Origin of the sequence: Aeromicrobium sp. Leaf291 (assembly GCF_001423365.1) — a bacterium.
Lineage (GTDB): Bacteria > Actinomycetota > Actinomycetes > Propionibacteriales > Nocardioidaceae > Aeromicrobium.
Genome location: NZ_LMNM01000003.1, coordinates 82,169 through 107,919, shown reverse-complemented (window position 1 = coordinate 107,919; position 25,751 = coordinate 82,169). Strand labels below are relative to the sequence as shown.

The following is a 25,751-nucleotide window of genomic DNA, read 5'->3' as shown; positions in this document are numbered from 1 at the left end:
CTCCATGCCAACCCGAGGAACCGGCGTGGCGCAACCCCCTCCGGGTGACGCTCAGGCGACGAGAACCTGACGCAGCCGCTCGGCGTAGGCCGCCGCCTCGCCTTCCTCGTACGTCGTGCGGGGCCAGAAGAAGCCGCGCAGACCGTCGCCCTTGGTGCGGGGGACCACGTGCACGTGCAGGTGGGGGACGCTCTGCGACACCACGTTGTTCATCGCCACGAACGTGCCCTGGGCGCCCAGGGCCGACGTCATCGCCGCAGCAGTGCGACGGGCCGCGGAGAACAGCGGGACCGTCAGCTCGTCCGGGAGCTCGAGCAACGTGTCCACGTGGACGCGGGGGACGAGTAGCGTGTGACCCCTGAAGACGGGACGATTGTCCAAGAACCCCACGACCGCCGGCTCGTCGAGCACCACCTCGGCAGGTTCGCTCCTACTGACCACGTCGCAGAACAGGCACGCCATGGCTCGATCCCAGCACACGACCGCACGCGCCGCGCGCCGGCCGGCGCTGCTGGCGGGCCTGGTGGTGGCACTCGTCCTCGCGGGGCTGGGGCCCGCCGACGCGGCGTCGCGTCGCGTGTCGCTGACGGTCGCCCCCACGACTCCTCTGGTCGGGGCGAGCGTGAGCGTCTCGGGGACCGTGACGTCCACGCCTCGTCGCACCAAGGTCGTGCTGCAGCGTTGGAGCGGCCGTCGCTGGCTGAGCCTCTCCACCGTGCGCACGGGGACGCGCGGGCGATTCACGGCACGCACCGCCGCGGCGTCACCCGGTCGCTGGTCCTATCGCGTCCGGGTGCCGGCCGCAGGCAAGCGGAAGGCGGTGACCAGTGGTGTCCGGCGCGTGGACGTGCTCCGGGGCAGCAGCGTGAGCCTGTCCGTCGAGCGCCGGTCCGCGGCGTGGACGTTCGTGCAGGTGAGGGGTCTCGTGAGGAACGCGCGGACGGGCGCGCCGGTCCGTCTCGAGCGCCGGGTCGCGGGCGCCTGGCGGCGGGCCGCCGACGGCAGGGTGGGCGCCGGCAGCCGCTACGACGTCGGTCTCGAGCTGCCGGTCGGCACCTCCTCCGTGCGCGTCGTCGCGCCGCGCGACGCATACCGTGCCGCGGCCGTCAGTCCCACTGTCACCGTCACGGTGGCGCCGCCTCCGGCGACCGGCTCGAGCGCGACTCCCACTCCGCCGGCGCAGCCTGCGGCCGAGCCGTCGCGCACGGTCTCCGGCACGATCACGGGCCAGGTCACCTGGGCGGCGGGAAGCACCGTCGTGCTCACCGGTCCGGTCGACGTCGCGGCGGGCGCCACCCTCACGGTGGAGGACGGCGTGGTGGTGCGCTCCGCCGGCCACGCCCTCACCGTCCACGGGACCCTGCGGGCCGGTCGCTCGGGCACCACCACCTTCACGTCCACGTCGACGGCCCCCCGAGCGGGCGACTGGCCGGGCATCCGGGTCGCTCGGCGCGGGCACGCCGACCTCGGGCGGTCGCACGTGTCCGGTGCCGACACCGCACTGCGAGTCGTCCGGGGCGGGTCCGCCCAGTGGCGTGGATCGGTCGCGGCCTCCGCCGCCGGCCTCGACTCCGACGGGTTCGCCGACGCCCGCCACGTCGACTGGGGGAGCCCGACGGGGCCCGCGGCCTTCGGCACCGGCGCCGCCGTGCGGGGGTACGGCGCGCTGGTGGTTCCGTGGCAGGGCTTCACGCCGGGCACGGGCAGCACGTGGCTCGCCGAGGACGCACCGCAGGTGCCCTGCGTCGACGTGGTCCTGGTCGGGGCACGTGGCTCGGGCGAGGCGCCGCAGGGCTCGGACGCCTACGAGGACGCGGCCTTCGGCGGGACGGGAGTCCCGACGTTCGGCGTGCTGCACGGTGCCTACTCGACGGTGCAGGAGGCCCGTCCGGCCACCTCGTTCACGGTGGTGCCCGTCCGGTACGCGGCGGCCGGGTACCCGCCGGCCGACGACTCGGTCGACTGGCCCACGTTCTCGGCGAGCCTGCGTGGTGGCGCCGACGCCGTCGCGGCGCTCATCGCCGACGTCGCGCGTCGCTGCCCCGACAGCCTGGTGGTCCTCGTGGGTGCCTCCCAGGGTGCTGCCGCCGTGCGAGCCGGACTGGTCCAGGCCGACGGGGCGGGTCGCGACGCCGTCGCCGCCGTCGGCCTCCTCGCCGACCCCAGCACCGTCCCGGACGCGAGGGAGATGATCTGGTCGACCTCGTGGACCACCCGGTCCGTCCCGAAGGTCGGTGGCGTCGTCCCGATGTCCTCGTTCGCGCGGGCCGCGACGACCGACCTGCCCGACGACGTCGCCGCACGCACCCTCGCGCTGTGCCACGAGGGTGACGCGGTCTGTGACGCCGGTCCCGACGCCTCGATCGAGCGGCACGCGGACTACTCCGCGCAGGAGACCCTCGACCTGGGCGCGGCCCTGGGCCGTCTGGTGCTCGACCGTCTCGGCGACCGCTGAACCGCCCGGCCGAGCGGCCGCGCCCGGGGCCCTGGCGGTAGCCTCGACAGGTGGCCACCGACTTCGCAGAGCAGATCAAGGAGCTCAGTGCGACCCTGACCTCCATCGAGAAGGTCCTCGACCTCGACGCGATGCAGACCGAGATCGACGAGCTGCAGGAGGAGGTCGGCGCACCCGACCTCTGGGACGACCAGGCGAACGCCCAGCGCGTCACCGGTCGCCTCTCCGTGCTGCAGTCGCAGATGGAGCGCATCGTCGAGCTGCGCAGCCGTCTCGACGACCTCGAGGTGCTGGTCGAGCTCTCCCAGGAGGAGGGCGACGCCGACTCCCTCGCCGAGGCCGAGACCGAGCTGACCCGCCTGAAAGCCCTCGTCGAGTCGCTGGAGGTCCGCACGCTGCTCTCGGGTGAGTACGACGAGCGCGAGGCCCTCGTCTCGATCCGCTCCGGCGCCGGCGGTGTGGACGCGGCCGACTTCGCGCTGATGCTGCAGCGCATGTACATCCGCTGGGCCGAGCGGCACGGATACCCCGTCCAGATCTACGACACCTCCTACGCCGAGGAGGCCGGCATCAAGTCGACCACCTTCGCGGTCAAGGCCCCGTACGCCTACGGCACCCTGTCCGTGGAGTCCGGCACGCACCGGCTCGTGCGCATCTCGCCCTTCGACAACCAGGGCCGACGCCAGACTTCGTTCGCGGCCATCGAGGTCGTGCCCGTGCTCGAGCAGACCGACGAGATCGACGTCCCGGAGGAGGAGATCCGCGTCGACGTGTACCGCTCGTCCGGTCCGGGCGGTCAGTCCGTCAACACAACCGACTCCGCGGTACGGCTCACCCACATCCCCACCGGCGTGGTCGTCAGCTGCCAGAACGAGAAGAGCCAGCTGCAGAACAAGGCCAGCGCCATGGTGATCCTCAAGGCCAAGCTGCTCGCGCTCAAGAAGGCCGAGGAGCGTGCCCACCTCGATGAGCTGCGCGGCGACGTGCAGGCGTCGTGGGGCGACCAGATGCGCAACTACGTGCTCAACCCGTACCAGATGGTCAAGGACCTGCGCACCGATCACGAGACCGGCCAGACCCAAGCCGTCCTCGACGGCGAGATCGACGACTTCATCGAGGCCGGCATCCGCTGGCGCAAGAACCAGGAGACGGCGAACGCCTGACGCCCTAGGTGCGCCGCGACCGGTGCAGCAGGTACAGGAAGTACGGCGTGCCGATGGCCGCGGTCAGCAGGCTGGCCGACAGCTGCGTCGGCGCCACGACCGTGCGACCGAGCAGGTCCGACAGGCTCAGCACGATCGCGCCCAGCAGTGCCGCCACCGGGATCACGAGACGGTGACGCCGCCCCACCAGAGCACGTGCGGCGTGGGGCGCCACGAGCCCCACGAAGCCGACGACGCCGATGACCGAGACCGCCGCCGCCGTGAGCAGCGTGCCGCTGCCGAGCAGCAGCAGACGCGAACGGGCGGGGTCCACCCCGACCACGCGCGGCGTGTCCTCGTCGACCGACAGCAGGTCGAGACGACGTGACGCCGCGAAGGCGATCGGCAGCAGGACGACGCACGCGACCACGAGCGGCGTCAGGTGCTCGTAGGCGCGGCCGTAGGTCGACCCCGACAGCCAGGTGAGTGCCTTGGCCGCGTTGAACGGGTCGGTGGCCACGATCAGCACGGTCACGGTGGCCGTGGCGCCGTAGGCCACGCCCACGCCCAGCAGCACGAGCCGGTCGGTGGCGAAGCCGCTGCGCGCGGCGAGGCCGAACACGAGCGTCGCGGCCAGCAGCGCCCCGGCCACGCTCGCCCCCGAGATCGCCCAGAAGCTCGCGGCCGGCACCGCAGTGACCACGACGACGGCCCCGACCGAGGCGCCTCCGGACACGCCGAGCAGGGTCGGGTCCGCGAGGGGGTTGCGGGTCACGCCCTGGATGAGTGCACCTGACACGGCCAGCGCGACCCCGGCGAGCACGGCCGCGACGATCCGCGGCGCCCGGGCGTCCATGACGCTCGACGTGATCGGGCCACCGCGGCCGGCGAGCCAGTTGAGCAGGTCGCCGACCAGGAACATCCGGTCGCCCACCAGCATCGACGCGCCCGCGACGACCACCAGCAGGACCACCAGCACGCCGATCAGCAGACCGGGGCGACGCACCCCCAGTCCGCGCACGTCGAGCGCGTTGCCCGCCTCGTCCAGCCGTGATGCGCGCAGCCGCATCGCGAAGCCGACCAGCACCACCGCGCCGAGGATCGTGGTGGCCACCCCGGTGGGCACCTGCACCGCCCGTTGGGAGCCCATGACCGCCCGCACCGTCACGTCGGCGAGCAGCACCACCGCCACGCCGGCCAGGCCCGACAGCGGCACGAGCGCACGGTGACGGTGCAGGCCCTTGACCCGCGACGTGCCCAGCCGCACGAGGGCGGGGGCGACGAGACCGATGAAGCCGATGGGCCCGGCCACGGTCACGGAGACCGCCGAGAGCAGGACGGCCAGGACGATCACCGTCAGCTGGGTCCGGCGCACCGGCACGCCCAGCGACCGGGCCTCGTCGTCGCCGAGGGTGAGCAGGTCGAGGCGTCGCGCGTGCAGCAGCGTCACGGCCACCACCGCGACCATGAGCGGGGCCATCAGGCGCAGCGTGCCGAAGCCGTTCTGGCTGAGCGTCCCCGCCTGCCACGCCTGCAGGCCGATGGCGCCCTGCGGGTCGAGGATGATCAGCATCGTCGAGATCGCCATGAAGCCCAGCGAGATCACGGTGCCCGCGAGCACCAGCCGGACGGTGCCGTACTCGGTGCCCGCCAGCGCGAAGACGACGAGAGCCGCGAGGAGGCCGCCACCGAAGGCGAGCACGAGGTCGCCCGCGATCACCGACGGCACGCCGACCGTCGCGCCGACGGTGACAGCGAGGAACGCTCCGGAGTTCACCGCGAGCGTGTCGGGGGAGGCCAGCATGTTGCGCGCCACCGACTGCATCACGGCGCCGGCGACGCCGAGGGACAGGCCCACGACCACGCCCGCGGCCAGGCGCGGCAGACGTGACTCGACGACGACCGCGGTCGCCTGCCCCGACCCGGTCCCGGTGAGCCAGCCCCACAGCTCCGGAACGCCGACGTCGGCGGTGCCCTGCACCACGTGCACGGCCGCCACCACGGCGATGGCGATCAACAGCCCGAGGGCCACGACCGCGACCCTCCACACGGAGGTGGGCGCGCCGACCGGCGTCGGGGAGGTGTGCTCCTCGACGCCGGGGCGCTCTGCCGTCAGGGTCATGGGGCCGTGAGGGTCATGCGGTCGTGGCCTCGGGGTCCAGGTCGTCAGTCGCTCAGGAGACCTGGTCCGCGACGGCGTCCAGGAACTGGATCATCGACTTCGGACCACCGAACATCCAGATCTTGTCGGGGAAGCGGACCACGTCGCCGCTCTCCACGAACGGCAGCGACGTCCAGACGGTGTTGTCCTTCAGCGTGTCCGCGTACGGGTCGGTCTCGGCGTCGTTGGCGATGTACCAGTACTGCGTGTCGTCGGGCAGCTTGGTCAGGCCCTCCACGTCGGTCTGGGCCAGGCCGTAGGCCGGGTCGGGCTCGAGGCCGTCGATGGCGTCCCAGGCGTTCTCGAAGCCGAGCTCGCCCAGGATCGTGCCGAGCTGCGACGTGGCCGTGTAGGGCCGGACCGAGACGGCGTCGCCGGTGTCGTAGGCGTCGCTGAACGCCACGGTGGCGCCGGCGGCGTCGGAGTCGGCGACGGCCTTCTTGGTGTCGGCGAGCTTCTCGTCGAACTCGGCCTTCAGGTCCTTCGCCTCGTCCTCGGTGCCGGTGGCCTTGGCCACCAGGTCGAGGTTGGCGAACATCTGGTCGATCTGCTCGCCGGCCTTGCCGCCGGGCAGCACGATCACCGGGATGGTCTTCTCGATCTGCTCCACGGCATCGCCGGCGAGGGTGTCGGTGACGACGAGCGCGTCGAGGTCGAGCGAGGCCAGCGTGTCCAGGCTCGGCTCGCCACGCGTGCCGAGGTCGGTCACGTCGTCGCCGAGCTCCACCGCGCTGTCCCAGGTGGCGAAGCCCTTGACGTCGGACACGCCGACCGGCTGGACGCCGAGCGACACGAGGTACTCGGCCGCGTTCCACTCAGTTGCGGCCACGCGGGTGGCGGGACCGTCGAGGGTGATCTCCTTGCCGCGCGAGTCGGTGAGGGTGATCTTCTCCCCGCTGGACTCCGAGGAGCCGTCGGAGGCGTCCTCGGTGGTGCCGCAGGCGGCGAGCACGGTGGCGAGCAGGGCGGTGGCTGCCACGAGCGGCAGGCGGATGGACGTCACGGGTTCTCCTGAAGGGGGGTCGGACGGGTGTGGTGACGGGCCACGGCGCGGGTGCGGACGTGGCCGGTGGAGGGGTCGACGTGGACGTCGACCTGGATGCCGTAGGCGGCGCTCAAGCGCGCCGAGGTGAGGACGTCGGCGGGAGGGCCGGCCGCGTCGACGCGGCCGTCGACGAGCAGCACGACGTCGTCGGCGATCGCGGCGGCCTGGTCGAGGTCGTGCAGGACGATGCCGATCGCGATGTCGTGGTGGTCGGCGAGGTCGCGGACCGTGTCGAGCAGCTCCACCTGGTAGCGCAGGTCCAGGAACGTGGTGGGTTCGTCGAGCAGCAGCACGGCCGTGTCCTGCGCCAGGCAGCTGGCCAGCCAGACGCGCTGCAGCTGCCCGCCCGACAGGGTGTCGACGGGACGGTCGGCGAGCTCGGTGACGCCGCACATCCCCATCACGCGGTCGACGACGACGGCGCCGTCGGGGTCGCCACCGCCCCAGCGGCCGCGGTGCGGGTGGCGGCCGTACTCCACGACCTCCCGGACCGACACGCCGCCGGGCACGCTCCGCGACTGCGAGAGCAGGGTGAGCCGCGTGGCCAGGTCACGGCCGGGCAGGTCGCCGACGGCGATGCCGTCGCCCAGCTCCACCCGGCCGGACTCCGGCTCGTGCAGGTGGGCCAGCGACCGCAGCAGGGTCGACTTGCCCGAGCCGTTCGGTCCGATCAGCGCCGTGACCCGGCCCGCGTGCAGTGCGACGTCGACGTCGTGGACGACCGTCGCGCGTCGGTAGCCGGCCACGATGCCGGTGCCGCGGAGCTGAAGGGTCGAACGGTGGAGCACGCGACAAAGGTAAGGCATACCTACGCCCCGCCTGGACGTCGGGCCCGACCTCACACCTGGGCGGGCTGCGTCGTCGTAGAGGTGTGAACACGACGACACGACGATCGATCCTGCTGGTGACCGCGGTCATCGGGCTCTACGTCGGGCTGTGGGCGGCCGCTGCGCCGCGCTCCTTCTACGACACGTTCCCCGGCCTCGGCTCGGTGTGGGTCGCGGTGGACGGCCCGTACAACGAGCACCTGGTGCGCGACGTCGGGGCGCTCTACCTCGGCCTCGCCGCTGCGAGCGTGGTCGCAGCAGCGAGCCACCGCGTCGAGGGCGGTCGTGCGGTCGGCGTGGCATGGCTGGTGTTCTCGGTTCCCCACCTGACCTACCACCTGGCGCACCTGGAGGGCTTCACTGTCCGGGACGTCATCGGTCAGGTCGTCGCGCTGAGCGCCACGGTGGTGCTCGCGGTACCGCTGGTCGCCCCTGCCCGGGCGAGAAGCACCGAACGTCCCACAGGAAGGAAGACGCCATGAAGATCGCCGTCGCCGGAGGAACCGGCATGGTCGGGAGGCACGTCGTCGACGTCGCCCGCGCCGAGGGCCACGAGGTCGTCGTGCTGTCGCGTGCGGCGGGGGTGGACCTCACCGGAGGCGAGGGCCTCGACGTCGCCCTCGCCGGGGTCGACGTCGTCGTCGACGTCACCTCGACCGCGACACAGGACGCGCAGGAGTCACGACGGTTCTTCGACGCGGTGACCCGCCACCTGCTCGCGGCGGAGGAGCGTGCCGGGGTGGGTCACCACGTGGCGCTCGGCATCGTCGGCAGCGACCGCGCGACCGGCGGCTACTACGCCGGCAAGGTGCACCAGGAGCAGCTCGTCGAGTCCGGTGCCGTGCCCTGGACGATCCTGCGCGCGACCCAGTTCCACGAGTTCGCCCAGCAGCTGCACGGGCAGGTCACCGTCGGACCCCTGGTGCTCGTCCCGGTCATGCGCAGCGAGCCCGTCGCGGCTCGCGAGGTGGCCGAGCGTCTCGTCACGCTCGCCGCCGGCGAGCCGGTCGGACGGGCCACCGACCTGGGCGGCCCCGACGTCCGCCGCATGGTCGACATGGTGCGGGCGTACGCGCGACGGGCTGGTGACCGACGGCCCGTCCTCGCCCTGCCGCTGCCCGGCCCGCTCGGTCGTGGCATGCGCAACGGAGCGCTGCTCACGCGCGACGGAGCCGACCACGGCACGACCAGCTTCGAGACCTGGCTGTCGAGCGTCACTCCGGACGCCGTCCGATGACCAGCGATGATGACCCGATGAGTGAACCGTTGCTGGGTCCGGCGCTCGCGGAGCGTGAGCGGCTCCTGGCCACCGCCTTCCGACTGCTGGGCACGCGGGCGGACGCCGAGGACGCCGTGCAGGAGGCCTATGCACGCTGGTACCGGCTCGACGACGCCGAGCGCGCCGCCGTCCGACGTCCGGGCGCGTGGCTCACCACGGTGGTGAGCCGTGTCTGCCTGGACCAGCTCGGCTCCGCGAGGGCTCGTCGGGAGCGGTACGTCGGTCCGTGGCTGCCCGAGCCGCTGCCCGACCCCGATGCGCTGAGCGACCCCGCCGACCGGGTGACGCTGGACGACCAGGTGACGTCGGCGGTCATGGTGCTGCTGGAGTCGTTGACCCCGGCCGAGCGGGTCTCGTTCGTGCTGCACGACGTCTTCGGTCTGCCGTTCGACGAGGTCGCGGCGGTGGTGGGCCGCTCACCGCAGGCCTGCCGCAAGCTCGCCTCGGCGGCTCGTGCCGACCTGCGCGAGCGGCGCCGGCGTGAGGCCGCCGCGCGGGATCACGACGCGGTGGTGCGGTCCTTTCTCGCGGCCTGCGCCACCGGTGACATCGCCCAGCTGCTGCCGTTGCTCGACCCCGACGTCTCGCTCGCGTCGGACGGAGGCGGCATCGTCCGGGCCGCCCGCAACGTGGTGCGCGGCCCCGACCACGTGGCCCGCTTCCTGCTCGGCCTGGCGGCGAAGGACGCCGACCTCACCTTCGAGCCGGTGGGTGTCGAGGGCCGCACCGGCGTGCTGGTCCGACGCGGGTCCGAGGTTGCCGGTGTGGTCGCCTTCGACGTGCGCGAGGTGATCCACGACGTGTGGATCACGGTCAACCCCGAGAAGCTCGGCGCCTGGGCCTGAGCGGACGCCTCAGGCCGTGGGTCCGACGGCCCGCGCCGCTGCCTCGTGGGCCACGCGGTCGACCCGCGCCACGTGATCGGGCCAGTCCATGCCGTCGGGCAGGTTGGTGGAGTCCGGGCGCAGGCCCGCGGTGCCGTCGAGACCCTCGCGCAGGACGTCGGCGTGACCGGCGTGGCGGTGGGCCTCGGCGATCATGTGCACCAGGGCCTGGTGCAGCGTGACCCGGGCTCGCGGACCGCTCCACCAGGGCACGGTGCCCTCGGCGTCGATCGCGAGCGCCTCGATCGTGGCGTCGGCATGCGCCCACGCACGGTCGACGTAGGCCAGTGCGTCCTCCAGCGAGACCTCGCACGGGACCACGAAGTCGGCGTGCGGGTCGGCGTCGACGTCGGGCGTCGGCTCGGGGAAGGGCCGGTCGAAGACCACGCCGAAGTACTCGGCCGCACAGACCGCCGTGTGGTGCACGAGACCGAGCAGGCTGAGCCCGGTGGGGGTGAGGCTGCGGCGGGCGTCGAGCTCACCCAGCCCGTCGATCTTGAAGCGCAGGGCGTCGCGCGCCCCGTGGAGGTAGCGGTGCAGGTCGTCCTTGACGGTGTCGGTCCTGAGGGTGTCGCTCTTGACGGGGTCGCTTCCGATGGGGTCGGGCATGACTCGACCCTGCCACCGTGCGGTGACAGGGTCGAGTCCCCCGAGATCGGTGGGCAGGTGATCCGTGCCGTCAGTCGCCGGAGCTGAAGGCCGCGTCGAACGCCGCGTCCGGCGCGTCGAACAGGTTGCGGCGCACGTACTCCAGCGCCTCCGGTGCCCCGAGCAGACGGTCCATGCCGGCGTCCTCCCACTCCACCGACACCGGACCGTCGTAGCCGATGGTGTTCAGCATGCGGAAGCACGCCTCCCACGGCACGTCACCGCGACCGGTGGACACGAAGTCCCAGCCGCGTCGCGGGTCGGCCCACGGCAGGTGGGAGCCGAGGATGCCGTTGCGTCCGTTGCCCACCTGCTTCTTCGCGTCCTTGCAGTCCACGTGGTAGATCCGCTCGCGGAAGTCCCACAGGAAGCCGAGCGGGTCGAGCTCCTGCCACACGAAGTGCGACGGGTCCCAGTTGAGCCCGAACGCCGGCCTGTGGTCCACGGCCTCCAGCGCCCGCTGCGTGGTCCAGTAGTCGTAGGCGATCTCGCTGGGGTGCACCTCGTGGGCGAAGCGCACGCCCTCCTCGTCGAACACGTCGAGGATGGGGTTCCAGCGGTCCGCGAAGTCCTGGTAACCCGCGTCGACCATGGCCTGCGTGGCCGGCGGGAACATGGCCACGTACTTCCAGATCGACGAGCCGGTGAAGCCGACCACCGTGTCGACGCCGAGCATCCGGGCCGCACGGGCGGTGTTCTTCATCTCCTCCGCGGCGCGCTGACGCACGCCCTCGGGGTCGCCGTCGCCCCACACGCGCGAGCCGACGATGTCCTGGTGGCGCTGGTCGATCGGGTCGTCGCAGACCGCCTGGCCCTTGAGGTGGTTGGAGATCGCGAAGACCTGGAGACCGTGGCGGTCGAGGATCTCCTTGCGCGTCGCGATGTAGTCCGGGTCCTCCACGGCGGCCCAGGGGTCGAGGTGATCGCCCCAGCAGGCGATCTCCAGACCGTCGTAGCCCCAGCCGGCGGCCAGCTCGGCCACCTGCTCGAAGGGCAGGTCGGCCCACTGGCCGGTGAACAGCGTGATCGGTCGTGCCATCGTCATGCTCCCGTCTTCTGGATGGTGCCGGCTGCGTCGCTGCTGGCCTCGACGGCCGCGAGCACCCGCTGCACGGCGAGCCCGTCGGCGAACGACGGGGCCGGGTCGGTGCCCTCGGCGATGTGGTGCACCAGGTCGACGACCTGGTGGGTGAAGCCGTGCTCGTAGCCGAGCCCGTGGCCCGGGGGCCACCAGGCGGCGACGTAGGGGTGGTCGGCCTCGGTGACGAGGATGCGGCGGAACCCGGCCTCCTCGGCGGGCAGCGTCGCGTCGTGCAGCTCGAGGACGTTCATGTCCTCGAAGTCGAAGGCGATCGACCCGAGCGAGCCGTTGACCTCCAGGCGCAGGGCGTTCTTGCGACCCGTGGCGAACCGGGTCGCCTCGAACACGCCGAGGGCGCCGTCGTCGAAGCGGGCGGTGAACGCGGCGGCGTCGTCGACGGTCACGTCGGCCCGCTCGCCCGAGCCGCCGGTGCCGCCGAGCGTCGCGCGCTCGCCCGCGACCGGACGGCTCGTCACGAAGGTCTCCATCAGGCCGCTGACGGTCGTGATGGCGCTGCCGGTCACGAACTGGGCCATGTCGATGACGTGGGCGCCGATGTCGCCCAGCGCGCCCGAGCCGGCCTTGCTCTTGTCCAGCCGCCAGCTCATCGGGGCGTCCTCGTCGACCAGCCAGTCCTGGAGGTACTGACCACGGACGTGCCGGATCGTGCCGAGGCGTCCCGACGCCACGATGCGCTGCGCCAGCGAGACGGCGGGGACCCTCCGGTAGGTGAAGCCCACCATGGCGCGCACGCCCCGGGCCGACGCGGCCGCTGCGGCCTCGGCCATCGCCTCGGCCTCCTCGACGGTGTTGGCCAGCGGCTTCTCGCACAGGACGTGCTTGCCGGCCTCGAGGGCGGCGATCGCGATCTCCGCGTGCGTGTCGCCCGGCGTGCAGATGTCGATGACGTCGACGTCGTCGCGCTCCAGGAGCCGACGCCAGTCGGTCTCCACGGACTCCCAGCCGAAACGGTCGGCCACGGCGCCCGCGGCGTCGGCGTCACGTCCGCAGATCGCGGCCAGGCGGGGTCGTCGGGGGAGGTCGAAGAAGGCGGGGGCGGTGCGCCAGGCCTGCGAGTGCGCGGCGCCCATGAAGGCGTACCCCACCATCGCGACACCGAGCTCATCCTTGGGCTCGTTCGTGGGCTCCTTCGTGGGCCCGTTCGTCGTCTCGCTCATGTGTGTCCTCGTCGTGAAGGGAGGCCCGCCCGCACCGCACGGAGTCGGCGCGGGCGGGCCCGGGTGGTGGGGCTCAGGACTCGAAGGCGGAGTCCATGTACTCGTCCACGTTGTCCTTCGTGACGACCGGAGCGGCCAGCTGCACCTTGCGCGGAACCTGCACCTCGGCGAGGTCGGACATCGACTTCCCCTGCGCGATCAGACGCGCCAGCTTGATGCCGTCGGCGGCCTGCGTCGACGGGTAGATGACCGTCGCCTTGAGCACCGTGTTGTCAGCCTTGATGTCGCGCATGACGTTGGCCGAGCCGGCGCCACCGATCATGACGAACTCGTCGCGGTTGGCGTTCTTGATCGCGGCGAGCACGCCGACACCCTGGTCGTCGTCGTGGTTCCAGAGGTAGTCGATCTTCGGGGCGGCCTGGAGCAGGTTCGAGGCCACGCGCTCGCCGGACTCGACCGTGAACTCGGCGGCGACGCGGTTCTCGACCTCGAGGCCGCACTTCTTCAGGGCGTCGGAGAAGCCCTTCGAGCGCTCCTGCGTCAGGGGCAGGGAGTCGATGCCCGCGATCTCCGCGACGACCTTGTCCTCGTCGCCCGCGGCCTGCTCGCACACGTAGGTGCCGGCCGAGACGCCCATGCCGTAGTTGTCGCCGAGCACCGTGGTGCGGGCGGCGAAGGGGGAGTCGAACTCGCGGTCGACGTTGATGACCGGGATGCCGGCCTCCATCGCCTTGAGCGCGACCGGCGTCATGGCGGCACCGTCGAACGGCAGCAGCACGATCGCGTCGACCTTGTCGTTGATGAAGGTCTCCACCTGCGAGATCTGCAGGCCGACCTCGTTCGTGCCCTCGGCGACCTTCAGGTCGACGTCGTCGTACTGCTCGGCCTGGGCCTTCGCCGAGCTCGTGATCGCACCCATCCAGCCGTGGTCGGCCGCAGGGGCGGAGAAGCCGATGGTGACGGTGTCACCGGACTTGTCGTTGTCGGTGTTGCTCTTGCTGGCTCCGGTGGAGCCGGAGTCGTCGGAGCTGTTGGTGCAGGCGCCGAGGACGAGCGTGGCGGCAGCGAGGGCGCCGAAGGCGGCGACCGTGCGGCGGCGGGGGCGGATCGTGGTCATGACACTCCTGGGTGGGGGTTATGTGGTGGTGCGGTTCGCGATCCGCTGCTGCAGGAGCACAGCGATCACGATGATCACGCCCTTGGCGACGGCCTGGGCCGAGATCGACAGGTTGTTGAGCGTGAAGACATTGGTGAGGACGGTGAAGATCAGGACGCCGAAGAGCGTCCCGGTCACGGTCCCGCGGCCGCCGCTGAGCAGCGTGCCGCCGATCACGACGGCGGCGATGGCGTCGAGCTCGTAGAGCTGGCCGTGCGTCGACGTGCCGGTGGTGGTGCGCGACATGAGCATCACGGCGGCGATGCCGCACGTGGTGCCGAGCAGGGCGTAGAGGTAGACGGTGTGGCGCTGGACCTTGATGCCGGCCAGGCGCGCGGCCTCGGGGTTGCCGCCGACCGCGAAGGTCCGTCGGCCGAAGGTCGTGCGGTTCAGCAGGAACCACCCGCCGGCCGCCACCACGACGAAGATCACGACGATGAAGGGGATGCCGAGCGGCTCGGAGCCGAAGAGGTCGGTGAAGCCCTGGTTCCGGATGATCTGGGTCTTGCGGTCGGAGATGATCTCCGCGAGGCCCCGGGCCGCGGCGAGCATCGCCAGGGTGGCGATGAAGGGCACGATGCGGCCGTACGCGACCAGCAGCCCGTTGACCGCGCCGCAGGCGGCTCCCACCACCACGGCGGCGAAGACCATCGCGACCCAGCCGATGTCGTCGGCCATGGCCTGCGTGCCGGTGGTGGTGGCCCACACCGAGGAGAGCGCCACGATCGCGCCCACGGAGAGGTCGATGCCGCCGCCGGTGATGACGAACGTCATCCCGATGGAGACGACGCCGATGACGGACGCGGCGCGCAGCACGGTGAGCATGTTGTCGACGCTCGCGAAGCGCTCGCCCGACGTCGCGACGCCGATGATGCACAGCAGCAGGAGCGCGACGACGAGGCCGAGGTTGCGGCCGAGGCCGGAGCCCCCGGACATCGACCGGCGGGAGGGGGCCGGGACCGAGAGGGCCGGGTCCTTCCCGCTGTCGTGGGCGGTGCTGCCTGAGGGATCGGGGGTGACGGTCACGCGACGTCGCCTCTCTGGTCGGTCGTGGTCGGATGGTCCGCACCGTGCTCGTGCACGGCGAGGATGCGTTCGAGGACGCCGGACGCGTCGATCGCGTCGGCGGGGGAGTGGTGGACGACGCGGCCGTCGGCCAGGACGAGCACGCGGTGCGACAGACCGATCACCTCGTCGAGGTCGCTCGAGACCACGACGACGGCGACACCCTCGTCGGCGAGCGTGCGCACGAGCGCGTAGATCTCGGCCCGCGCGCCGACGTCGACGCCGCGGGTGGGCTCGTCGAGCAGCAGCACCTTGCAGCCGCGCAGCAGCCAGCGGGCCAGGACGACCTTCTGCTGGTTCCCGCCCGACAGCGTGCGCACGACGCGGGTGGGGGCGTCGGGGCGGACGTCGACCGAGCGCGTGGCGGCGTGGGCGGCGGCGAGCTCCTCGCCCTCGGTGCTGACGCCGAGCCGCGCGAAGCGACCGAGGCTCGCGAGGGAGACGTTGCGGTAGACGAGGTCGTCGAGCACCAGACCCTGGGACTTGCGCTCCTCGGGGCACAGGCCGATGCCGGCGCGGACCGCCGCCGGCACGGAGCCGTTCCGCAGGTCGGAGCCGTCGACGGTCACGGTGCCGCGGTGGGCGCGTCGGGCGCCGAAGACGGTCTCGAGGATCTCGCTGCGACCCGCGCCGACCAGGCCGGCGATCCCGACGACCTCGCCGGGCCGCACGTCGAAGCTGACGTCCTCGAACTCGCCCGTGCGGGTGAGCCCCTCGACGCGCAGCAACGGGTCGGTGCCGGTGACGACGGGACGCTCGGGGAAGACGGAGGAGACCTCGCGGCCGGTCATGAGGGTGATGAGCTCGGACGTGGGCGTGTCCTTCGCCGACAGGTCGCCGGCCACGGTGCGCCCGTCCTTGAGGACGGTGAGCCGGTCGCCGATGCGCCGGATCTCCTCGAGGCGGTGGGAGATGTAGATGATGGCCGTCCCGGCCGCGCGCAGGTCCTCGACGACGCGGAAGAGGCCGTCGACCTCGTCGGGGTCGAGCACGGCGGACGGCTCGTCCATGACGATGACCTGGGCGTCGCGAGAGAGCGCACGGGCCATGGAGACGATCTGCTTGCCGGCGGCCGAGAGGCTGCCCACCTCGCGACCGGGTCGGATCTCCGCGTGGCCGAGGCGCTCGAGAAGGGCGCGGGCGGCCCGGTTCGCCTCGACGGTGCGGGTGACGCCGCCGCGGGACATCTCGTGGCCGAGGAAGATGTTGTCCGCGACGCTCAGGCCGTCGACGAGGTCGAGCTCCTGGTAGATGGTGGCGATGCCGGTGTCGAGCGCGGCCTGTGGGCCCGCGAACGTCACGTCCTCGCCGCGCCAGGTGATGGTGCCGGCGTCCACGCCGTGCGCGCCGGCGAGCACCTTGATGAGCGTCGACTTGCCCGCACCGTTCTGGCCCAGGAGGCAGTGCACCTCGCCGGCGCGCACGACGAGGTCGACGCCGTCGAGCGCCCGGACTCCGGGGAACTCCTTGACGATCCCGCGCATCTCGAGCAGGGGCGGTGCCTGGGGGGTGGGCATGGCTGTGACCCTAGTCACCTCTTTTGTTGCTCGTCAAGCAAAAGTCTGATTGTGTTCGACTTATCTGCTGAGCAGGGCCGACAGAAGGGGTGTGGGAGACTCATGGTCATGACGTCGTCGTCGCTGCCGACCACGCTGGTCGGCGTCGGCGATCTCTTCCAGCACCTGCGCGACGGGCAGGCCTGGACGCGGGCCGAGCTCAGCCAGCGGTCGGCGCTGGGGCGGGCTCCCGTCACGGCGCGGGTCGACGCGATGCTGGCCGTCGGCCTCCTGCGCCCGACCGGCGAGACCGTCTCGACCGGCGGTCGGCCGCCCACCCGGTTCCGCTTCCACGGCGAGGCGCGCGTCGTCCTGGCGGTCGACCTCGGTGCCTCGCACGCGAGCGTCGCCCTGCTCGACCTCGCCGGCGAGGTCCTCGTCGAGCGGACGGTTCCGTGTGACATCGCGGACGGCCCCACCGTCGTGCTGGACCGGGTCACCTCGATCGGGCTCGAGCTGCTCGCCGACCGCGGTCGCCCGGTGTCCGACGTCGCCGGCGTCGGGATCGGTCTGCCCGGTCCGGTCGAGCACGCCGTCGGTCGACCGGTGAGTCCGCCGATCATGCCCGGCTGGCACGACTTCGACGTCCCCGGGCACCTCGGTCGCACGTTCTCCGGTCCGGTCCTCGTGGACAACGACGTGAACCTGATGGCGCTGGGCGAGCACGTGCGCGGCCACCGCGGCGAGCACCTGCTGCTCGTCAAGGTCGCCACCGGCATCGGAGCGGGCATCGTGTCCGACGGCCAGCTGCTGCGCGGCGCCCTCGGGTCGGCGGGTGACCTCGGGCACGTGCGGGTCTCCGACGCGGCCGACGCTCACTGCCGCTGCGGCAACACCGGCTGCCTCGAGGCCGTGGCCGCCGGGCCCGCCGTGGCGGCACGCCTGCGGGAGCAGGGTCTGTCCGTCGAGACGTCCCAGGACATCGTCGACGCGGTCAACCGCGGCGACGTGGTGGCGCTCAACGCCGTGCGCGACGCCGGCCGCAGCCTCGGCGAGGTGCTGGCCACCTGCGTCAACCTGCTCAACCCGTCGGTGATCGTCATCGGCGGCAAGCTGTCGGAGGCGGGGGAGTACCTGCTCGCCGGCGTCCGCGAGGTCGTCTACGAGCGGTCGCTCCCGCTCGCCACCAACCACCTGCGCATCGTCGCCACCACCGTCGGCAGCCTCGGGGGCGTCATCGGTGCCGGCGCCATGGTGATCGACGAGGTGCTGTCGCCGGCCGCCGTCGACGCCTACGTCGCGCAGGGCGCGTCCCAGCGCACGGCCTGAGCGATCCCGTCGGGACCCTCGGCCGTCCTCGCCGCGCGCCCTGCCTAGTCGTCGTCGCGGCGACGACGGTTGAGCCCCGGCACCTTCTCGAGCATCGCCGCCAGGTCGGTGGCGGTGTCCAGCAGGGCGTGGATGTCGGGTCCCACGTTCCGCATGTCCTCGAGGATCGGCACGATGTCGGCCTCGAGCTTGTCGACGAGCATCGGCAGGTGGTCGATGAGCCCGACCAGCGCCTCGATCTCCTCGGGCGACGTCGTCTCGGAGATCCGCTGCAGCGTGGGCATCAAGTTCTTCGCGATCGGCGCGAGGTCGTCGAGCACCGGCCCGAACGTCTCGACCATGGCCTGGGCGCGGTCCAGCGTCGGCTGCACGCTGGCCACCGTGCCGGCGGTCCGCACCACCACGGCGTCCGCCGCGACCCGGGTGGCGTCGATGTCGTCGACCAGGCGATGCGCCCGCCGCACCAGGTCCTCGGCCGCGTCGAGCAGGCCGAGCGCGCGTGGCAGCGCCGACGTCGCCGCGTCGACGAGCTCGGGCAGGCGGCGAGGATCGGGCAGACGAGGCAGCATCTGGTCACCGTACCCACGGCGGGCGAGTCTGCACGGTGACGTGGAGCGACCTGCCTAGACTCGACGGGTGATTCGCTTCGACAAGGTCACCAAGACCTACCCGGGCCAGAAGCGTCCTGCCCTGGACGCCGTCGACCTGGAGATCGAGAAGGGGGAGTTCGTCTTCCTCGTCGGGTCCTCGGGGTCGGGCAAGTCCACCTTCCTGCGGCTCGTCCTCCGCGAGGCCCGGCCCACCACCGGCCGGGTGCACGTGGCGGGCAAGGAGATCAACAAGCTCTCCAGCTGGAAGGTGCCCAAGCTGCGCCGCCAGGTCGGCACCGTGTTCCAGGACTTCCGCCTCCTGCCGAACAAGACGGTCCACGAGAACGTGGCCTTCGCGCTGCAGGTCATCGGCAAGCACCGCTCCGAGATCGACGCGCTCGTGCCCGAGACCCTCGAGATGGTCGGCCTGGAGGGCAAGGGGCACCGCATGCCCGACGAGCTCTCCGGTGGTGAGCAGCAGCGCGTGGCCATCGCCCGGGCGTTCGTGAACCGACCGATGATCCTCATCGCCGACGAGCCCACCGGCAACCTCGACCCCACCACCAGCGTCGGCATCATGAAGCTGCTCGACCGCATCAACCGCACCGACACCACTGTCGTCATGGCCACCCACGACTCCTCGATCGTCGACCAGATGCGCAAGCGCGTCATCGAGCTCGACGAGGGGCGCGTCGTGCGCGACGAGGCCCGCGGCATCTACGGCTACCAGTCCTGAGGCGATCACCGTGCGCACCATCATGAGCGAGCTCCGCGCGAGCCTGTCCCGCAACACGTCCATGACGATCTCCTTGATCGTCACCATGACCGTCTCGCTGCTGCTGGCCGCCCTCGGCCTGCTGCTGCAGAGCCAGGCCGACCGCACCGAGCAGTTCTACGGCGACAAGCTGCAGGTGCAGGTCAACCTGTGCACCGACAACTCCACCGCGCCGACGTGCGTGGGCGGGGCGGCCACCGACGAGCAGACCGCGGCGGTCCAGGAGGCGCTCTCCACGAACCCCGAGGTCAAGTCCTACGACGTGCGCTCCCCGCAGGAGAACTACGACAAGGCACGTGAGCTGCTCGGCCAGACCGACAGCGGCAAGGCCCAGCTCGAGACGGTCGAGCCGGCCGACTTCCCGGAGTCCTACTTCGTCACGCTCAACGACCCGCAGGAGTTCGACGGCCTCGTCAGCCAGGTCTCGGGCATGGACGGCGTCGGCAACGTGCAGTCGCTCAAGAAGCTGCTCGGGCCGCTGTTCGAGATCCTCGACAAGATGCGCTGGGCCGCCCTCGCCACGTCGCTCCTGCTCATCGTCGCGGCCATCCTCCAGGTCTCCAACACCATCCGCATGACCGCCTACGCGCGACGCCGCGAGATCGGCATCATGCGCCTGGTCGGAGCGTCCAGCTGGCACATCCAGCTGCCGTTCGTGCTGGAGTCGATGCTGGCCGCGGTGCTGTCGGCGGCCCTGGCGGCCGCCGGGTTGGCGGCCTTCATGTGGTTCGTCGTCTACGGCTACCTGCGCACCACGCTGGGCGAGCTGACGACCTGGATCCGATGGCAGGAGGCCGCCGCCGTCATGGGCTACACGACGGTCCTGGCCCTGCTGCTCGCGCTGGTCCCGACCCTCGTGATGACGCGGAAGTACCTTGACGTCTGAGCACCATGGCTTAGAGTCACACCAGTAACACCCGCACCATCCGCCTCATCGAGTGATGGCCGGCGGCCTGCCTCGCACGATTCCTTCCCCAACGCCGAGGTCCCATGTCTGTGCCCACGTCCCGCGATCCTCGACCCGCGGCCCGTCGTCATGCCCCCCGCCGCCACCTGCTCGGGCGTCATGTGGTCAGGGCCGTGGTCGCGGCCCTCGCGGCGAGCCTGATCGTCGTCGGCTTCACGAACCCCGTCCTGGCCGACAAGAAGGACGACCTCGAGCGGCAGAAGAAGGGCGTCAGCGGCAAGATCGACGGCGCCCAGAAGGCCCTCGACTCCTCCAGCGCGGCCTACAACAAGGCCGCCGCCGCTCTCGAGGCGGCGCAGTCGAAGCTGACCTCGGCACGCGCCACGCTCGGTGAGACCCGCGGTCAGCTGGCGGTCTCCCAGGCCGAGGACACGCGGATGCAGGCCGAGCTCGACCGCAGCGAGGCGGCGCTCGACAAGGCCGTCGCCGCCCTGAAGAAGGGCGAGAAGCGGCTCAAGAAGTCCGAGGAGTCCGTCGCCGCCTTCACCGTGGAGACCGTGCAGGACGGCGACCGCGGCATGCGCGCCTTCGGCGAGCTGCTGGGCGGCGAGAGCCCCACCACGTTCACCGACCGGATGAGCCTCAACGCCTCCGTGGGCGACGCGCAGGTCTCGCGCATGCAGAAGCTCGCGGCCGCCAAGGTGATGCTGCGACTCAACCGCGACAAGGTCGAGGAGCTGCGCGACCAGGTGGCCGTGGCCCGCAAGGCCGCCGCCGCCAACCTGCAGAAGATGACCGAGCTCGAGGCGGCCGCCGAGGCGCAGGCCGCCGAGGTCGGCGAGCTCGTCGACGCCCGCGCGAGTGCCAGCACCGCCGCGAAGGCCGCACGGGCCGAGGACGCCAAGCTCCTGGCCGCGTACGAGGCCGAGCGCAACCGTCTGCAGTCCCAGCTGGAGGAGCTCGCCCGGCGCGAGCTCGAGAAGGCCAACAAGGGCGGCAAGGGCGGCGGCACCAGTGGTGGCGTCTCCGGGGGCGACAAGGGCGGTGCGCTCTCCTACCCCGTGAGCGGGCCGGTCACCTCGCCCTACGGCATGCGCGTGCACCCCGTCACGGGCGTGTACAAGCTGCACGACGGCACGGACTTCGGCGTCGGTTGTGGCACGCCGATCCGTGCGGCCGCGAGCGGCACGATCATCCAGCAGTACTACAACGCCGGGTACGGCAACCGCGTGATCCTCGCCAACGGCGTCAAGCGCGGCAAGAGCATCGTGACGACCTACAACCACCTGTCGCGGTTCGCCCGCGGCAGCGGTGCGAAGGTCTCGCGTGGCGAGGTCATCGGCTACGTCGGCAGCACCGGCTACTCCACGGGGTGCCACCTGCACTTCATGGTGCTGGCGAACGGCGGCACGACCAACCCGATGAGCTGGCTCTGACGAGGACGTCGGGTCCGACCCCCTAGGATGGGTCGGTGGCCAAGGAGACCGGGCGCAAGCTCATCGCGCAGAACAAGAAGGCGCGCCACGACTACCACATCGAAGACACCTACGAGGCCGGACTGGTCCTCACGGGGACCGAGGTGAAGTCGTTGCGTGCCGGTCGCGCGTCCCTGGTCGACGGCTTCGGCGAGATCGCGAACGGCGAGGCCTGGCTGATCCAGGTCCACATCCCGGAGTACAGCCAGGGCACGTGGACCAACCACGAGACCCGGCGTCGCCGCAAGATGCTGCTGAACCGCCAGGAGATCGACAAGATCGAGCAGCGCATCCAGGCCAAGGGCCTGACGATCGTGCCGCTCGCCCTGTACTTCCTCGACGGTCGCGCGAAGGTCGAGATCGCGCTGGCCCGAGGCAAGAAGCAGTACGACAAGCGGCACGCGATCGCCGAGCGGCAGGCCAAGGCCGACGCCCAGCGCGAGATCGGACGCAAGATCAAGGGCATCCGGTAGTGACGCTGTCCGACGCCGACCTCCCGGGGTTGGCCGACGACCTCGGGCTGCCGGGCCTGTTCGACGTGCACGTGCACTTCATGCACCCGAAGGTGCTCGCCAAGGTGTGGGCCTACTTCGACGCCGCGGGCCCCCTGCTCGGTCGTGCGTGGCCGATCGCGTACCGGGGGAGCGACGAGGAACGCGTCGAGCAGCTGCGTGCGATGGGCGTCAAGCACTTCTCCGCCCTGTCGTACGCGCACCGGCCCGGTGTCGCGACCTTCATGAACGAGTGGACGCTGGGCTTCGCCGACCGTGTGCCCGAGGCGTTGCGCTCGGCCACCTTCTACCCCGAGGTCGAGGCGGCGTCCTACGTGCCGGGGCTCGTCGAGGGTGGGGTCGAGGTCTTCAAGGCCCACCTGCAGGTCGGCGACTTCGCCGCCGACGACCCGCTCCTCGACCCCGTGTGGGGCACGCTCGCCGAGAGCGGCACCCCCGTGGTGCTGCACGCCGGTTCCGGGCCCGCCCCGGGCACCCACACCGGGCCCGACGGACTGGCCCGGGTGCTGGACCGCTTCCCGAGCCTGCGGATCATCGTGGCGCACCTCGGCATGCCCGAGTACGCGGCGTTCCTCGACCTCGCCGACGCCCACCCCGACGTCCGCCTCGACGTGACGATGGCGCTCGTGGACTTCTGGGACGGCCCGCCACCGGTCGACGTCGCGCCCAGGCTCGCGGACCTGGGTGACCGGATCCTGCTGGGCACCGACTTCCCGAACATCCCGTACCCCTACGCCCACCAGGTCGAGGTGCTCCAGCGGCTCGACCTCGGCGAGGACTGGTTGCGGCGGGTGCTCTGGCGCAACGGCGCCGAGCTGTTCGGGTACACCTCGTGAGGCTCGACTCCGCCGCGGGACGGTGGCTCGTCGCTGCGATGGTCCTCGGCACGGGGATGGCGTTCCTCGACGGCTCCATCGTCAACCTGGCCCTGCCCGCGATCGACGGGGACCTCGACGCGGGCGTGGCGGGTCTGCAGTGGACGGTCAACGCCTACACGCTCACCCTGGCCGCCCTCATCCTCGTCGGTGGCTCGCTCGGCGACCGGTGGGGCCGACGTCGGGTCTTCCTCGTCGGCGTCGTGTGGTTCGCCGTGGCGTCCTTGGCCTGCGCGCTCGCGCCGACGATCGAGGTGCTCGTGGCGGCTCGGGGGCTGCAGGGGGTCGGCGGGGCCCTGCTGACGCCGGGGAGCCTCGCGATCATCTCGGCCTCGATCCACCCCGACGACCGGGGCCGCGCCATCGGCCTCTGGTCGGGCCTGGCCGGCGTCACGACGGCGCTCGGCCCGCTCGTCGGCGGCACGCTCGTCGACGCCGTGGGCTGGCGATCGGTCTTCTGGATCAACCTGCCCCTGGCCGCTGTGGTCGTCTGGGTCACGTGGCGGCACGTCCCGGAGTCGACGGGTGCACAGGAGCGGCTCGACGTCGAGGGCTCGCTGCTGACGGTCGGCACCCTGGCCTTCCTGACCTACGGACTGGTCCAGCAGGAGTGGGTGCCGAGCCTCGTCGGCCTGGCCCTGCTGGTCGCCTTCGTGGTGCACCAGTGGCGCGCTCCGCACGCGCTCGTGCCGCTGTCGTTGTTCGCCGACCGCGTGTTCACGGCGGCGAACATCTGCACCTTCGCCATCTACGGCGCGCTCAGCGGGTCCATGTTCCTGCTGGTGCTGCAGCTGCAGTACGTGGCCGGGTACTCCCCGCTCGAGGCCGGCCTGGCGACGCTGCCCCTGACCGTGCTCATGCTGCTGTTCTCCTCGCGGGCGGGTGCCCTGGGCCAGCGCATCGGACCCCGTGTCCCGATGACCGTGGGGCCGCTGCTGTCGGCGGCGGGCCTGCTGCTGTACCTGCGCATCGGTGCCGATGCGAGCTTCTGGCTCGACGTGCTCCCCGGAGCGGTGCTCATGGGGCTCGGCCTCACCCTGCTGGTGGCGCCGCTCACCACGGCGGTGCTCGCTGCCGCACCGGACGACCAGGCCGGCATCGCCTCGGGCATCAACAACGCGGTCTCGCGGACGGCAGGCCTCCTCGCGGTGGCCGCGATCCCGCCGCTCGCGGGCATCGCGGGGCCGGACTTCGCCTCGCCCGACGTCTTCGGGCCGGGCTTCCGCGTCGGCACCTGGATCTGCGTCGGGCTGCTCGTGGTGGCTGCAGGCTGCGCCGCTGCCCTGGTGCACGGACGCTCGGCCGACCCGGACCGCGCCCCGACCTCCGCGTAGCCGCCCGCCGAGCGTGACGATCGGGTGAACGTCCGGTCGCAGGTCTGGTCACGGACGACCCGATGGTGTGGGGTGGTGCCCATGACTCGACTCGGGGGAGCCGGGCGGGGGTGCGCGGCCACGAGCCGGCGCACGCCCCGACACGCCGGCCTGGCCATCATCATCACGCTCGTCCTGGCCGTGCTGCCGCGGGCAGCCGACGCCGCACCGGAGCCCGGCTACTACGACAGTGCTCAGGGCCTCAGCGGCGCGGCGCTGAAGGACGAGCTGCACGACATCATCTCGGTGCAGACGCGGATCTCGTACTCGGCCGTCTGGGAGGCCCTGAAGGTCACCGACCAGGACCCCGCCAACAGCAACAACGTGAAGCTCTTCTACTCGCAGGTCTCGCGCTCGAAGTCGGCGAACGGCGGCAACGTCGGCGACTGGAACCGCGAGCACGTCTGGCCGCAGTCGCACGGGGACTTCGGGACGTCGACCGGCCCCGGCACCGACCTGCACCACCTGCGTCCGGAGGACGTGCAGGTGAACGGCACCCGCGGCAACAAGGACTTCGACGCGGGCGGGTCGTCGGTGAGCGGCTGCTCGTCGTGCCTGACCGACGGTGACTCGTTCGAGCCGCCGGCCGCGGTGAAGGGCGACGTGGCGCGCATGGTCATGTACATGGCGGTGCGCTACGAGGGCGGCGACGGCTTCGCCGACCTGGAGGCCAACAACCAGGTCAACGGCACGACGCCCTACCTCGGCCGGATCTCGGTGCTGCTGCAGTGGCACGCGCAGGACCCGCCGTCGGCGGCGGAGCAGCGCCGCAACGACCTCATCGACACCCGCTACCAGGGCAACCGCAACCCGTTCATCGACCACCCGGAGTGGGCGCAGTCCGTCTTCGGCTAGAGCCGATCCGGCCGTAGGGCCCGCCACCGCCCGCATCGGTGGATGCGCAACCGCAGGAGTCCTGCTGACGTTGCGCATCCACCGATGGTGGGGTCCGGTGGCGCGAGGAATGCGCGGTGTCGTCGCGCGGTTGTACAGTGATGGAGACACCGTGCCTGTGAAGGTGGGTGTCGGTTGACAACTCAAGAGGGGCTGATCGGTTTCGACTTTGGTCGTTCGACTCAGGAGAAGCGGGTAGAGAACGCGACGTCATCTCTTTAACGTTCGTCGCAAACCACAAGTGCCGATTCCAAGCGCACTGACTTCGCCCTCGCTGCCTGACAGCGACTGGTGAAGGGCAGACCCGGGAGCGTCCCCGTCCCGGATCGTCTGTCTCATCTAGGGGACTTGCTGATCGCGTAGCGTCACGTGACGCGATCGGGACTTTTTCGTGACTGAGCCTGTTGGTGACGTGTTCGTCCGAGCACCAGGGCTGAGAAAAGCGACATGACGCACTGCACCCGGAGAAGACCTGACTCAGCGCCAAAGGACCCGGGTTCGATTCCCGGCAGCTCCACGCAACGCGAAGACCCCCACTCGACACGCTCGAGTGGGGGTCTTCGTGGTCTGTGGGGGTCTTCGCGTTGCGTGAATCAGGCACCGT

24 protein-coding genes and 1 other RNA gene are annotated in these 25,751 nt (G+C 71.6%); 14 read left to right on the top strand and 11 right to left on the bottom strand.

Translation table 11 applies throughout. The annotated features are described in order from the left end of the window. Positions 1 to 51: 51 nt before the first annotated feature. A complete protein-coding gene (locus ASF35_RS14250; protein ID WP_055968822.1) occupies positions 52 to 462 on the bottom strand; it encodes an HIT family protein in 411 nt (136 codons plus the stop codon). Between ASF35_RS14250 and ASF35_RS14245 the strand changes: the two genes are divergently transcribed. Both ASF35_RS14245 and prfB read left to right on the top strand, forming a co-directional pair. Continuing rightward, positions 461 to 2,455 (top strand): cutinase family protein, encoded by a 1,995-nt coding sequence (locus ASF35_RS14245; RefSeq protein WP_055968821.1) that lies wholly within the window; start codon positions 461 to 463, stop codon positions 2,453 to 2,455. The genes ASF35_RS14250 and ASF35_RS14245 overlap by 2 nt on opposite strands. A gap of 50 nt (positions 2,456 to 2,505) precedes the next feature. Further along, on the top strand, positions 2,506 to 3,618 hold the full coding sequence (prfB, locus tag ASF35_RS14240; protein WP_055968820.1) for a peptide chain release factor 2: 1,113 nt from the start codon (positions 2,506 to 2,508) through the stop codon (positions 3,616 to 3,618). A 4-nt stretch (positions 3,619 to 3,622) separates the two neighbouring features. Here the strand turns inward: prfB and ASF35_RS14235 are convergent, their stop codons facing one another. The 3 genes from ASF35_RS14235 to ASF35_RS14225 are packed head-to-tail and all read right to left on the bottom strand — an operon-like array spanning position 3,623 to position 7,591. Beyond that, on the bottom strand, positions 3,623 to 5,719 hold the full coding sequence (locus ASF35_RS14235) for an iron ABC transporter permease (protein ID WP_055968818.1): 2,097 nt from the start codon (positions 5,717 to 5,719) through the stop codon (positions 3,623 to 3,625). Positions 5,720 to 5,771: 52 nt separating this feature from the next. After that, a complete protein-coding gene (locus tag ASF35_RS14230; protein ID WP_235497449.1) occupies positions 5,772 to 6,761 on the bottom strand; it encodes an iron-siderophore ABC transporter substrate-binding protein in 990 nt (329 codons plus the stop codon). Continuing rightward, complete coding sequence (locus ASF35_RS14225; RefSeq protein WP_304438772.1) at positions 6,758 to 7,591, bottom strand: ABC transporter ATP-binding protein; 834 nt, start codon at positions 7,589 to 7,591, stop codon at positions 6,758 to 6,760. Before ASF35_RS14225 ends, ASF35_RS14230 begins: the two co-directional genes overlap by 4 nt. A 116-nt stretch (positions 7,592 to 7,707) precedes the next feature. Between ASF35_RS14225 and ASF35_RS14220 the strand changes: the two genes are divergently transcribed. The 3 genes from ASF35_RS14220 to sigJ are packed head-to-tail and all read left to right on the top strand — an operon-like array spanning position 7,708 to position 9,754. Continuing rightward, on the top strand, positions 7,708 to 8,112 hold the full coding sequence (locus tag ASF35_RS14220; RefSeq protein ID WP_200931225.1) for a hypothetical protein: 405 nt from the start codon (positions 7,708 to 7,710) through the stop codon (positions 8,110 to 8,112). Beyond that, the gene (locus ASF35_RS14215; RefSeq protein WP_055968815.1) at positions 8,109 to 8,867 is read left to right on the top strand and encodes an SDR family oxidoreductase; all 759 of its coding nucleotides are present in this window, start codon (positions 8,109 to 8,111) and stop codon (positions 8,865 to 8,867) included. The genes ASF35_RS14220 and ASF35_RS14215 overlap by 4 nt, the downstream gene beginning before the upstream one ends. A 17-nt stretch (positions 8,868 to 8,884) precedes the next feature. Further along, on the top strand, positions 8,885 to 9,754 hold the full coding sequence (gene sigJ, locus ASF35_RS14210) for an RNA polymerase sigma factor SigJ (RefSeq protein ID WP_156368049.1): 870 nt from the start codon (positions 8,885 to 8,887) through the stop codon (positions 9,752 to 9,754). A gap of 9 nt (positions 9,755 to 9,763) precedes the next feature. Here the strand turns inward: sigJ and ASF35_RS14205 are convergent, their stop codons facing one another. The 6 genes from ASF35_RS14205 to ASF35_RS14180 all read right to left on the bottom strand — a co-directional run bounded on the left by ASF35_RS14205 (position 9,764) and on the right by ASF35_RS14180 (position 16,438). Further along, positions 9,764 to 10,402: a DinB family protein gene (locus ASF35_RS14205; RefSeq protein WP_082495532.1), complete on the bottom strand. Its 639-nt coding sequence runs from the start codon at positions 10,400 to 10,402 to the stop codon at positions 9,764 to 9,766. A gap of 70 nt (positions 10,403 to 10,472) precedes the next feature. Continuing rightward, positions 10,473 to 11,480 (bottom strand): sugar phosphate isomerase/epimerase, encoded by a 1,008-nt coding sequence (locus tag ASF35_RS14200; protein WP_055968812.1) that lies wholly within the window; start codon positions 11,478 to 11,480, stop codon positions 10,473 to 10,475. 2 nt (positions 11,481 to 11,482) lie between these two features. Next, positions 11,483 to 12,700: a Gfo/Idh/MocA family protein gene (locus ASF35_RS14195; RefSeq protein WP_055968811.1), complete on the bottom strand. Its 1,218-nt coding sequence runs from the start codon at positions 12,698 to 12,700 to the stop codon at positions 11,483 to 11,485. A gap of 73 nt (positions 12,701 to 12,773) precedes the next feature. Next, positions 12,774 to 13,817: a substrate-binding domain-containing protein gene (locus ASF35_RS14190; RefSeq protein ID WP_055968809.1), complete on the bottom strand. Its 1,044-nt coding sequence runs from the start codon at positions 13,815 to 13,817 to the stop codon at positions 12,774 to 12,776. A gap of 18 nt (positions 13,818 to 13,835) precedes the next feature. Then, positions 13,836 to 14,882, bottom strand: coding sequence for an ABC transporter permease (locus ASF35_RS14185; protein ID WP_055968807.1), 1,047 nt, complete (start codon positions 14,880 to 14,882; stop codon positions 13,836 to 13,838). Beyond that, positions 14,879 to 16,438, bottom strand: coding sequence for a sugar ABC transporter ATP-binding protein (locus ASF35_RS14180; protein ID WP_055968805.1), 1,560 nt, complete (start codon positions 16,436 to 16,438; stop codon positions 14,879 to 14,881). Before ASF35_RS14180 ends, ASF35_RS14185 begins: the two co-directional genes overlap by 4 nt. Before the next feature lie 108 nt (positions 16,439 to 16,546). On the opposite strand from ASF35_RS14180, the gene ASF35_RS14175 reads away from it, so the two are divergent. After that, entirely contained in the window at positions 16,547 to 17,746 is a 1,200-nt protein-coding gene (locus tag ASF35_RS14175) for an ROK family protein (protein WP_055970206.1), read from the top strand. Positions 17,747 to 17,790: 44 nt separating this feature from the next. On the opposite strand, the gene ASF35_RS14170 is transcribed toward ASF35_RS14175, so the two are convergent. Continuing rightward, on the bottom strand, positions 17,791 to 18,315 hold the full coding sequence (locus tag ASF35_RS14170) for a hypothetical protein (RefSeq protein WP_055968803.1): 525 nt from the start codon (positions 18,313 to 18,315) through the stop codon (positions 17,791 to 17,793). 67 nt (positions 18,316 to 18,382) lie between these two features. Here ASF35_RS14170 and ftsE point away from each other — a divergent pair, with 67 nt between their 5' ends. From ftsE to ssrA, 8 genes are all read left to right on the top strand, one after another. Then, on the top strand, positions 18,383 to 19,072 hold the full coding sequence (gene ftsE / locus ASF35_RS14165) for a cell division ATP-binding protein FtsE (protein WP_055968801.1): 690 nt from the start codon (positions 18,383 to 18,385) through the stop codon (positions 19,070 to 19,072). Between the two features lie 10 nt (positions 19,073 to 19,082). After that, positions 19,083 to 19,997, top strand: coding sequence for a permease-like cell division protein FtsX (gene ftsX / locus ASF35_RS14160; protein ID WP_055968800.1), 915 nt, complete (start codon positions 19,083 to 19,085; stop codon positions 19,995 to 19,997). Positions 19,998 to 20,191: 194 nt separating this feature from the next. Next, positions 20,192 to 21,454 (top strand): M23 family metallopeptidase, encoded by a 1,263-nt coding sequence (locus ASF35_RS18380; protein ID WP_055968798.1) that lies wholly within the window; start codon positions 20,192 to 20,194, stop codon positions 21,452 to 21,454. 35 nt (positions 21,455 to 21,489) lie between these two features. Next, positions 21,490 to 21,966, top strand: a complete 477-nt coding sequence (gene smpB / locus ASF35_RS14150) for an SsrA-binding protein SmpB (RefSeq protein ID WP_055968797.1) — start codon at positions 21,490 to 21,492, stop codon at positions 21,964 to 21,966. Continuing rightward, positions 21,966 to 22,841, top strand: a complete 876-nt coding sequence (locus ASF35_RS14145) for an amidohydrolase family protein (protein ID WP_055968795.1) — start codon at positions 21,966 to 21,968, stop codon at positions 22,839 to 22,841. The genes smpB and ASF35_RS14145 overlap by 1 nt, the downstream gene beginning before the upstream one ends. Next, the gene (locus ASF35_RS14140) at positions 22,838 to 24,214 is read left to right on the top strand and encodes an MFS transporter (protein ID WP_055968793.1); all 1,377 of its coding nucleotides are present in this window, start codon (positions 22,838 to 22,840) and stop codon (positions 24,212 to 24,214) included. The genes ASF35_RS14145 and ASF35_RS14140 overlap by 4 nt, the downstream gene beginning before the upstream one ends. 81 nt (positions 24,215 to 24,295) lie before the next feature. Continuing rightward, complete coding sequence (locus tag ASF35_RS14135; protein ID WP_082481188.1) at positions 24,296 to 25,108, top strand: endonuclease I family protein; 813 nt, start codon at positions 24,296 to 24,298, stop codon at positions 25,106 to 25,108. A 188-nt stretch (positions 25,109 to 25,296) separates the two neighbouring features. Further along, positions 25,297 to 25,667, top strand: a transfer-messenger RNA (tmRNA) gene (gene ssrA / locus ASF35_RS17780). The last annotated feature ends 84 nt before the right edge of the window (positions 25,668 to 25,751 follow it).

What these genes read in the sequence shown, in the direction of transcription:
- ASF35_RS14245 (WP_055968821.1), top strand. Translation starts at nt 461, where the DNA reads ATGGCTCGATCCCAGCACACGACCGCACGCGCCGCGCGCCGGCCGGCG.
- ASF35_RS14250 (WP_055968822.1), bottom strand. Translation starts at nt 462, where the DNA reads ATGGCGTGCCTGTTCTGCGACGTGGTCAGTAGGAGCGAACCTGCCGAG.
- ASF35_RS14235 (WP_055968818.1), bottom strand. Translation starts at nt 5,719, where the DNA reads ATGACCCTGACGGCAGAGCGCCCCGGCGTCGAGGAGCACACCTCCCCG.
- ASF35_RS14215 (WP_055968815.1), top strand. Translation starts at nt 8,109, where the DNA reads ATGAAGATCGCCGTCGCCGGAGGAACCGGCATGGTCGGGAGGCACGTC.
- sigJ (WP_156368049.1), top strand. Translation starts at nt 8,885, where the DNA reads ATGAGTGAACCGTTGCTGGGTCCGGCGCTCGCGGAGCGTGAGCGGCTC.
- ASF35_RS14205 (WP_082495532.1), bottom strand. Translation starts at nt 10,402, where the DNA reads ATGCCCGACCCCATCGGAAGCGACCCCGTCAAGAGCGACACCCTCAGG.
- ASF35_RS14200 (WP_055968812.1), bottom strand. Translation starts at nt 11,480, where the DNA reads ATGGCACGACCGATCACGCTGTTCACCGGCCAGTGGGCCGACCTGCCC.
- ASF35_RS14195 (WP_055968811.1), bottom strand. Translation starts at nt 12,700, where the DNA reads ATGAGCGAGACGACGAACGGGCCCACGAAGGAGCCCACGAACGAGCCC.
- ASF35_RS14190 (WP_055968809.1), bottom strand. Translation starts at nt 13,817, where the DNA reads ATGACCACGATCCGCCCCCGCCGCCGCACGGTCGCCGCCTTCGGCGCC.
- ASF35_RS14180 (WP_055968805.1), bottom strand. Translation starts at nt 16,438, where the DNA reads ATGCCCACCCCCCAGGCACCGCCCCTGCTCGAGATGCGCGGGATCGTC.
- ASF35_RS14175 (WP_055970206.1), top strand. Translation starts at nt 16,547, where the DNA reads ATGACGTCGTCGTCGCTGCCGACCACGCTGGTCGGCGTCGGCGATCTC.
- ASF35_RS14170 (WP_055968803.1), bottom strand. Translation starts at nt 18,315, where the DNA reads ATGCTGCCTCGTCTGCCCGATCCTCGCCGCCTGCCCGAGCTCGTCGAC.
- ASF35_RS14135 (WP_082481188.1), top strand. Translation starts at nt 24,296, where the DNA reads ATGACTCGACTCGGGGGAGCCGGGCGGGGGTGCGCGGCCACGAGCCGG.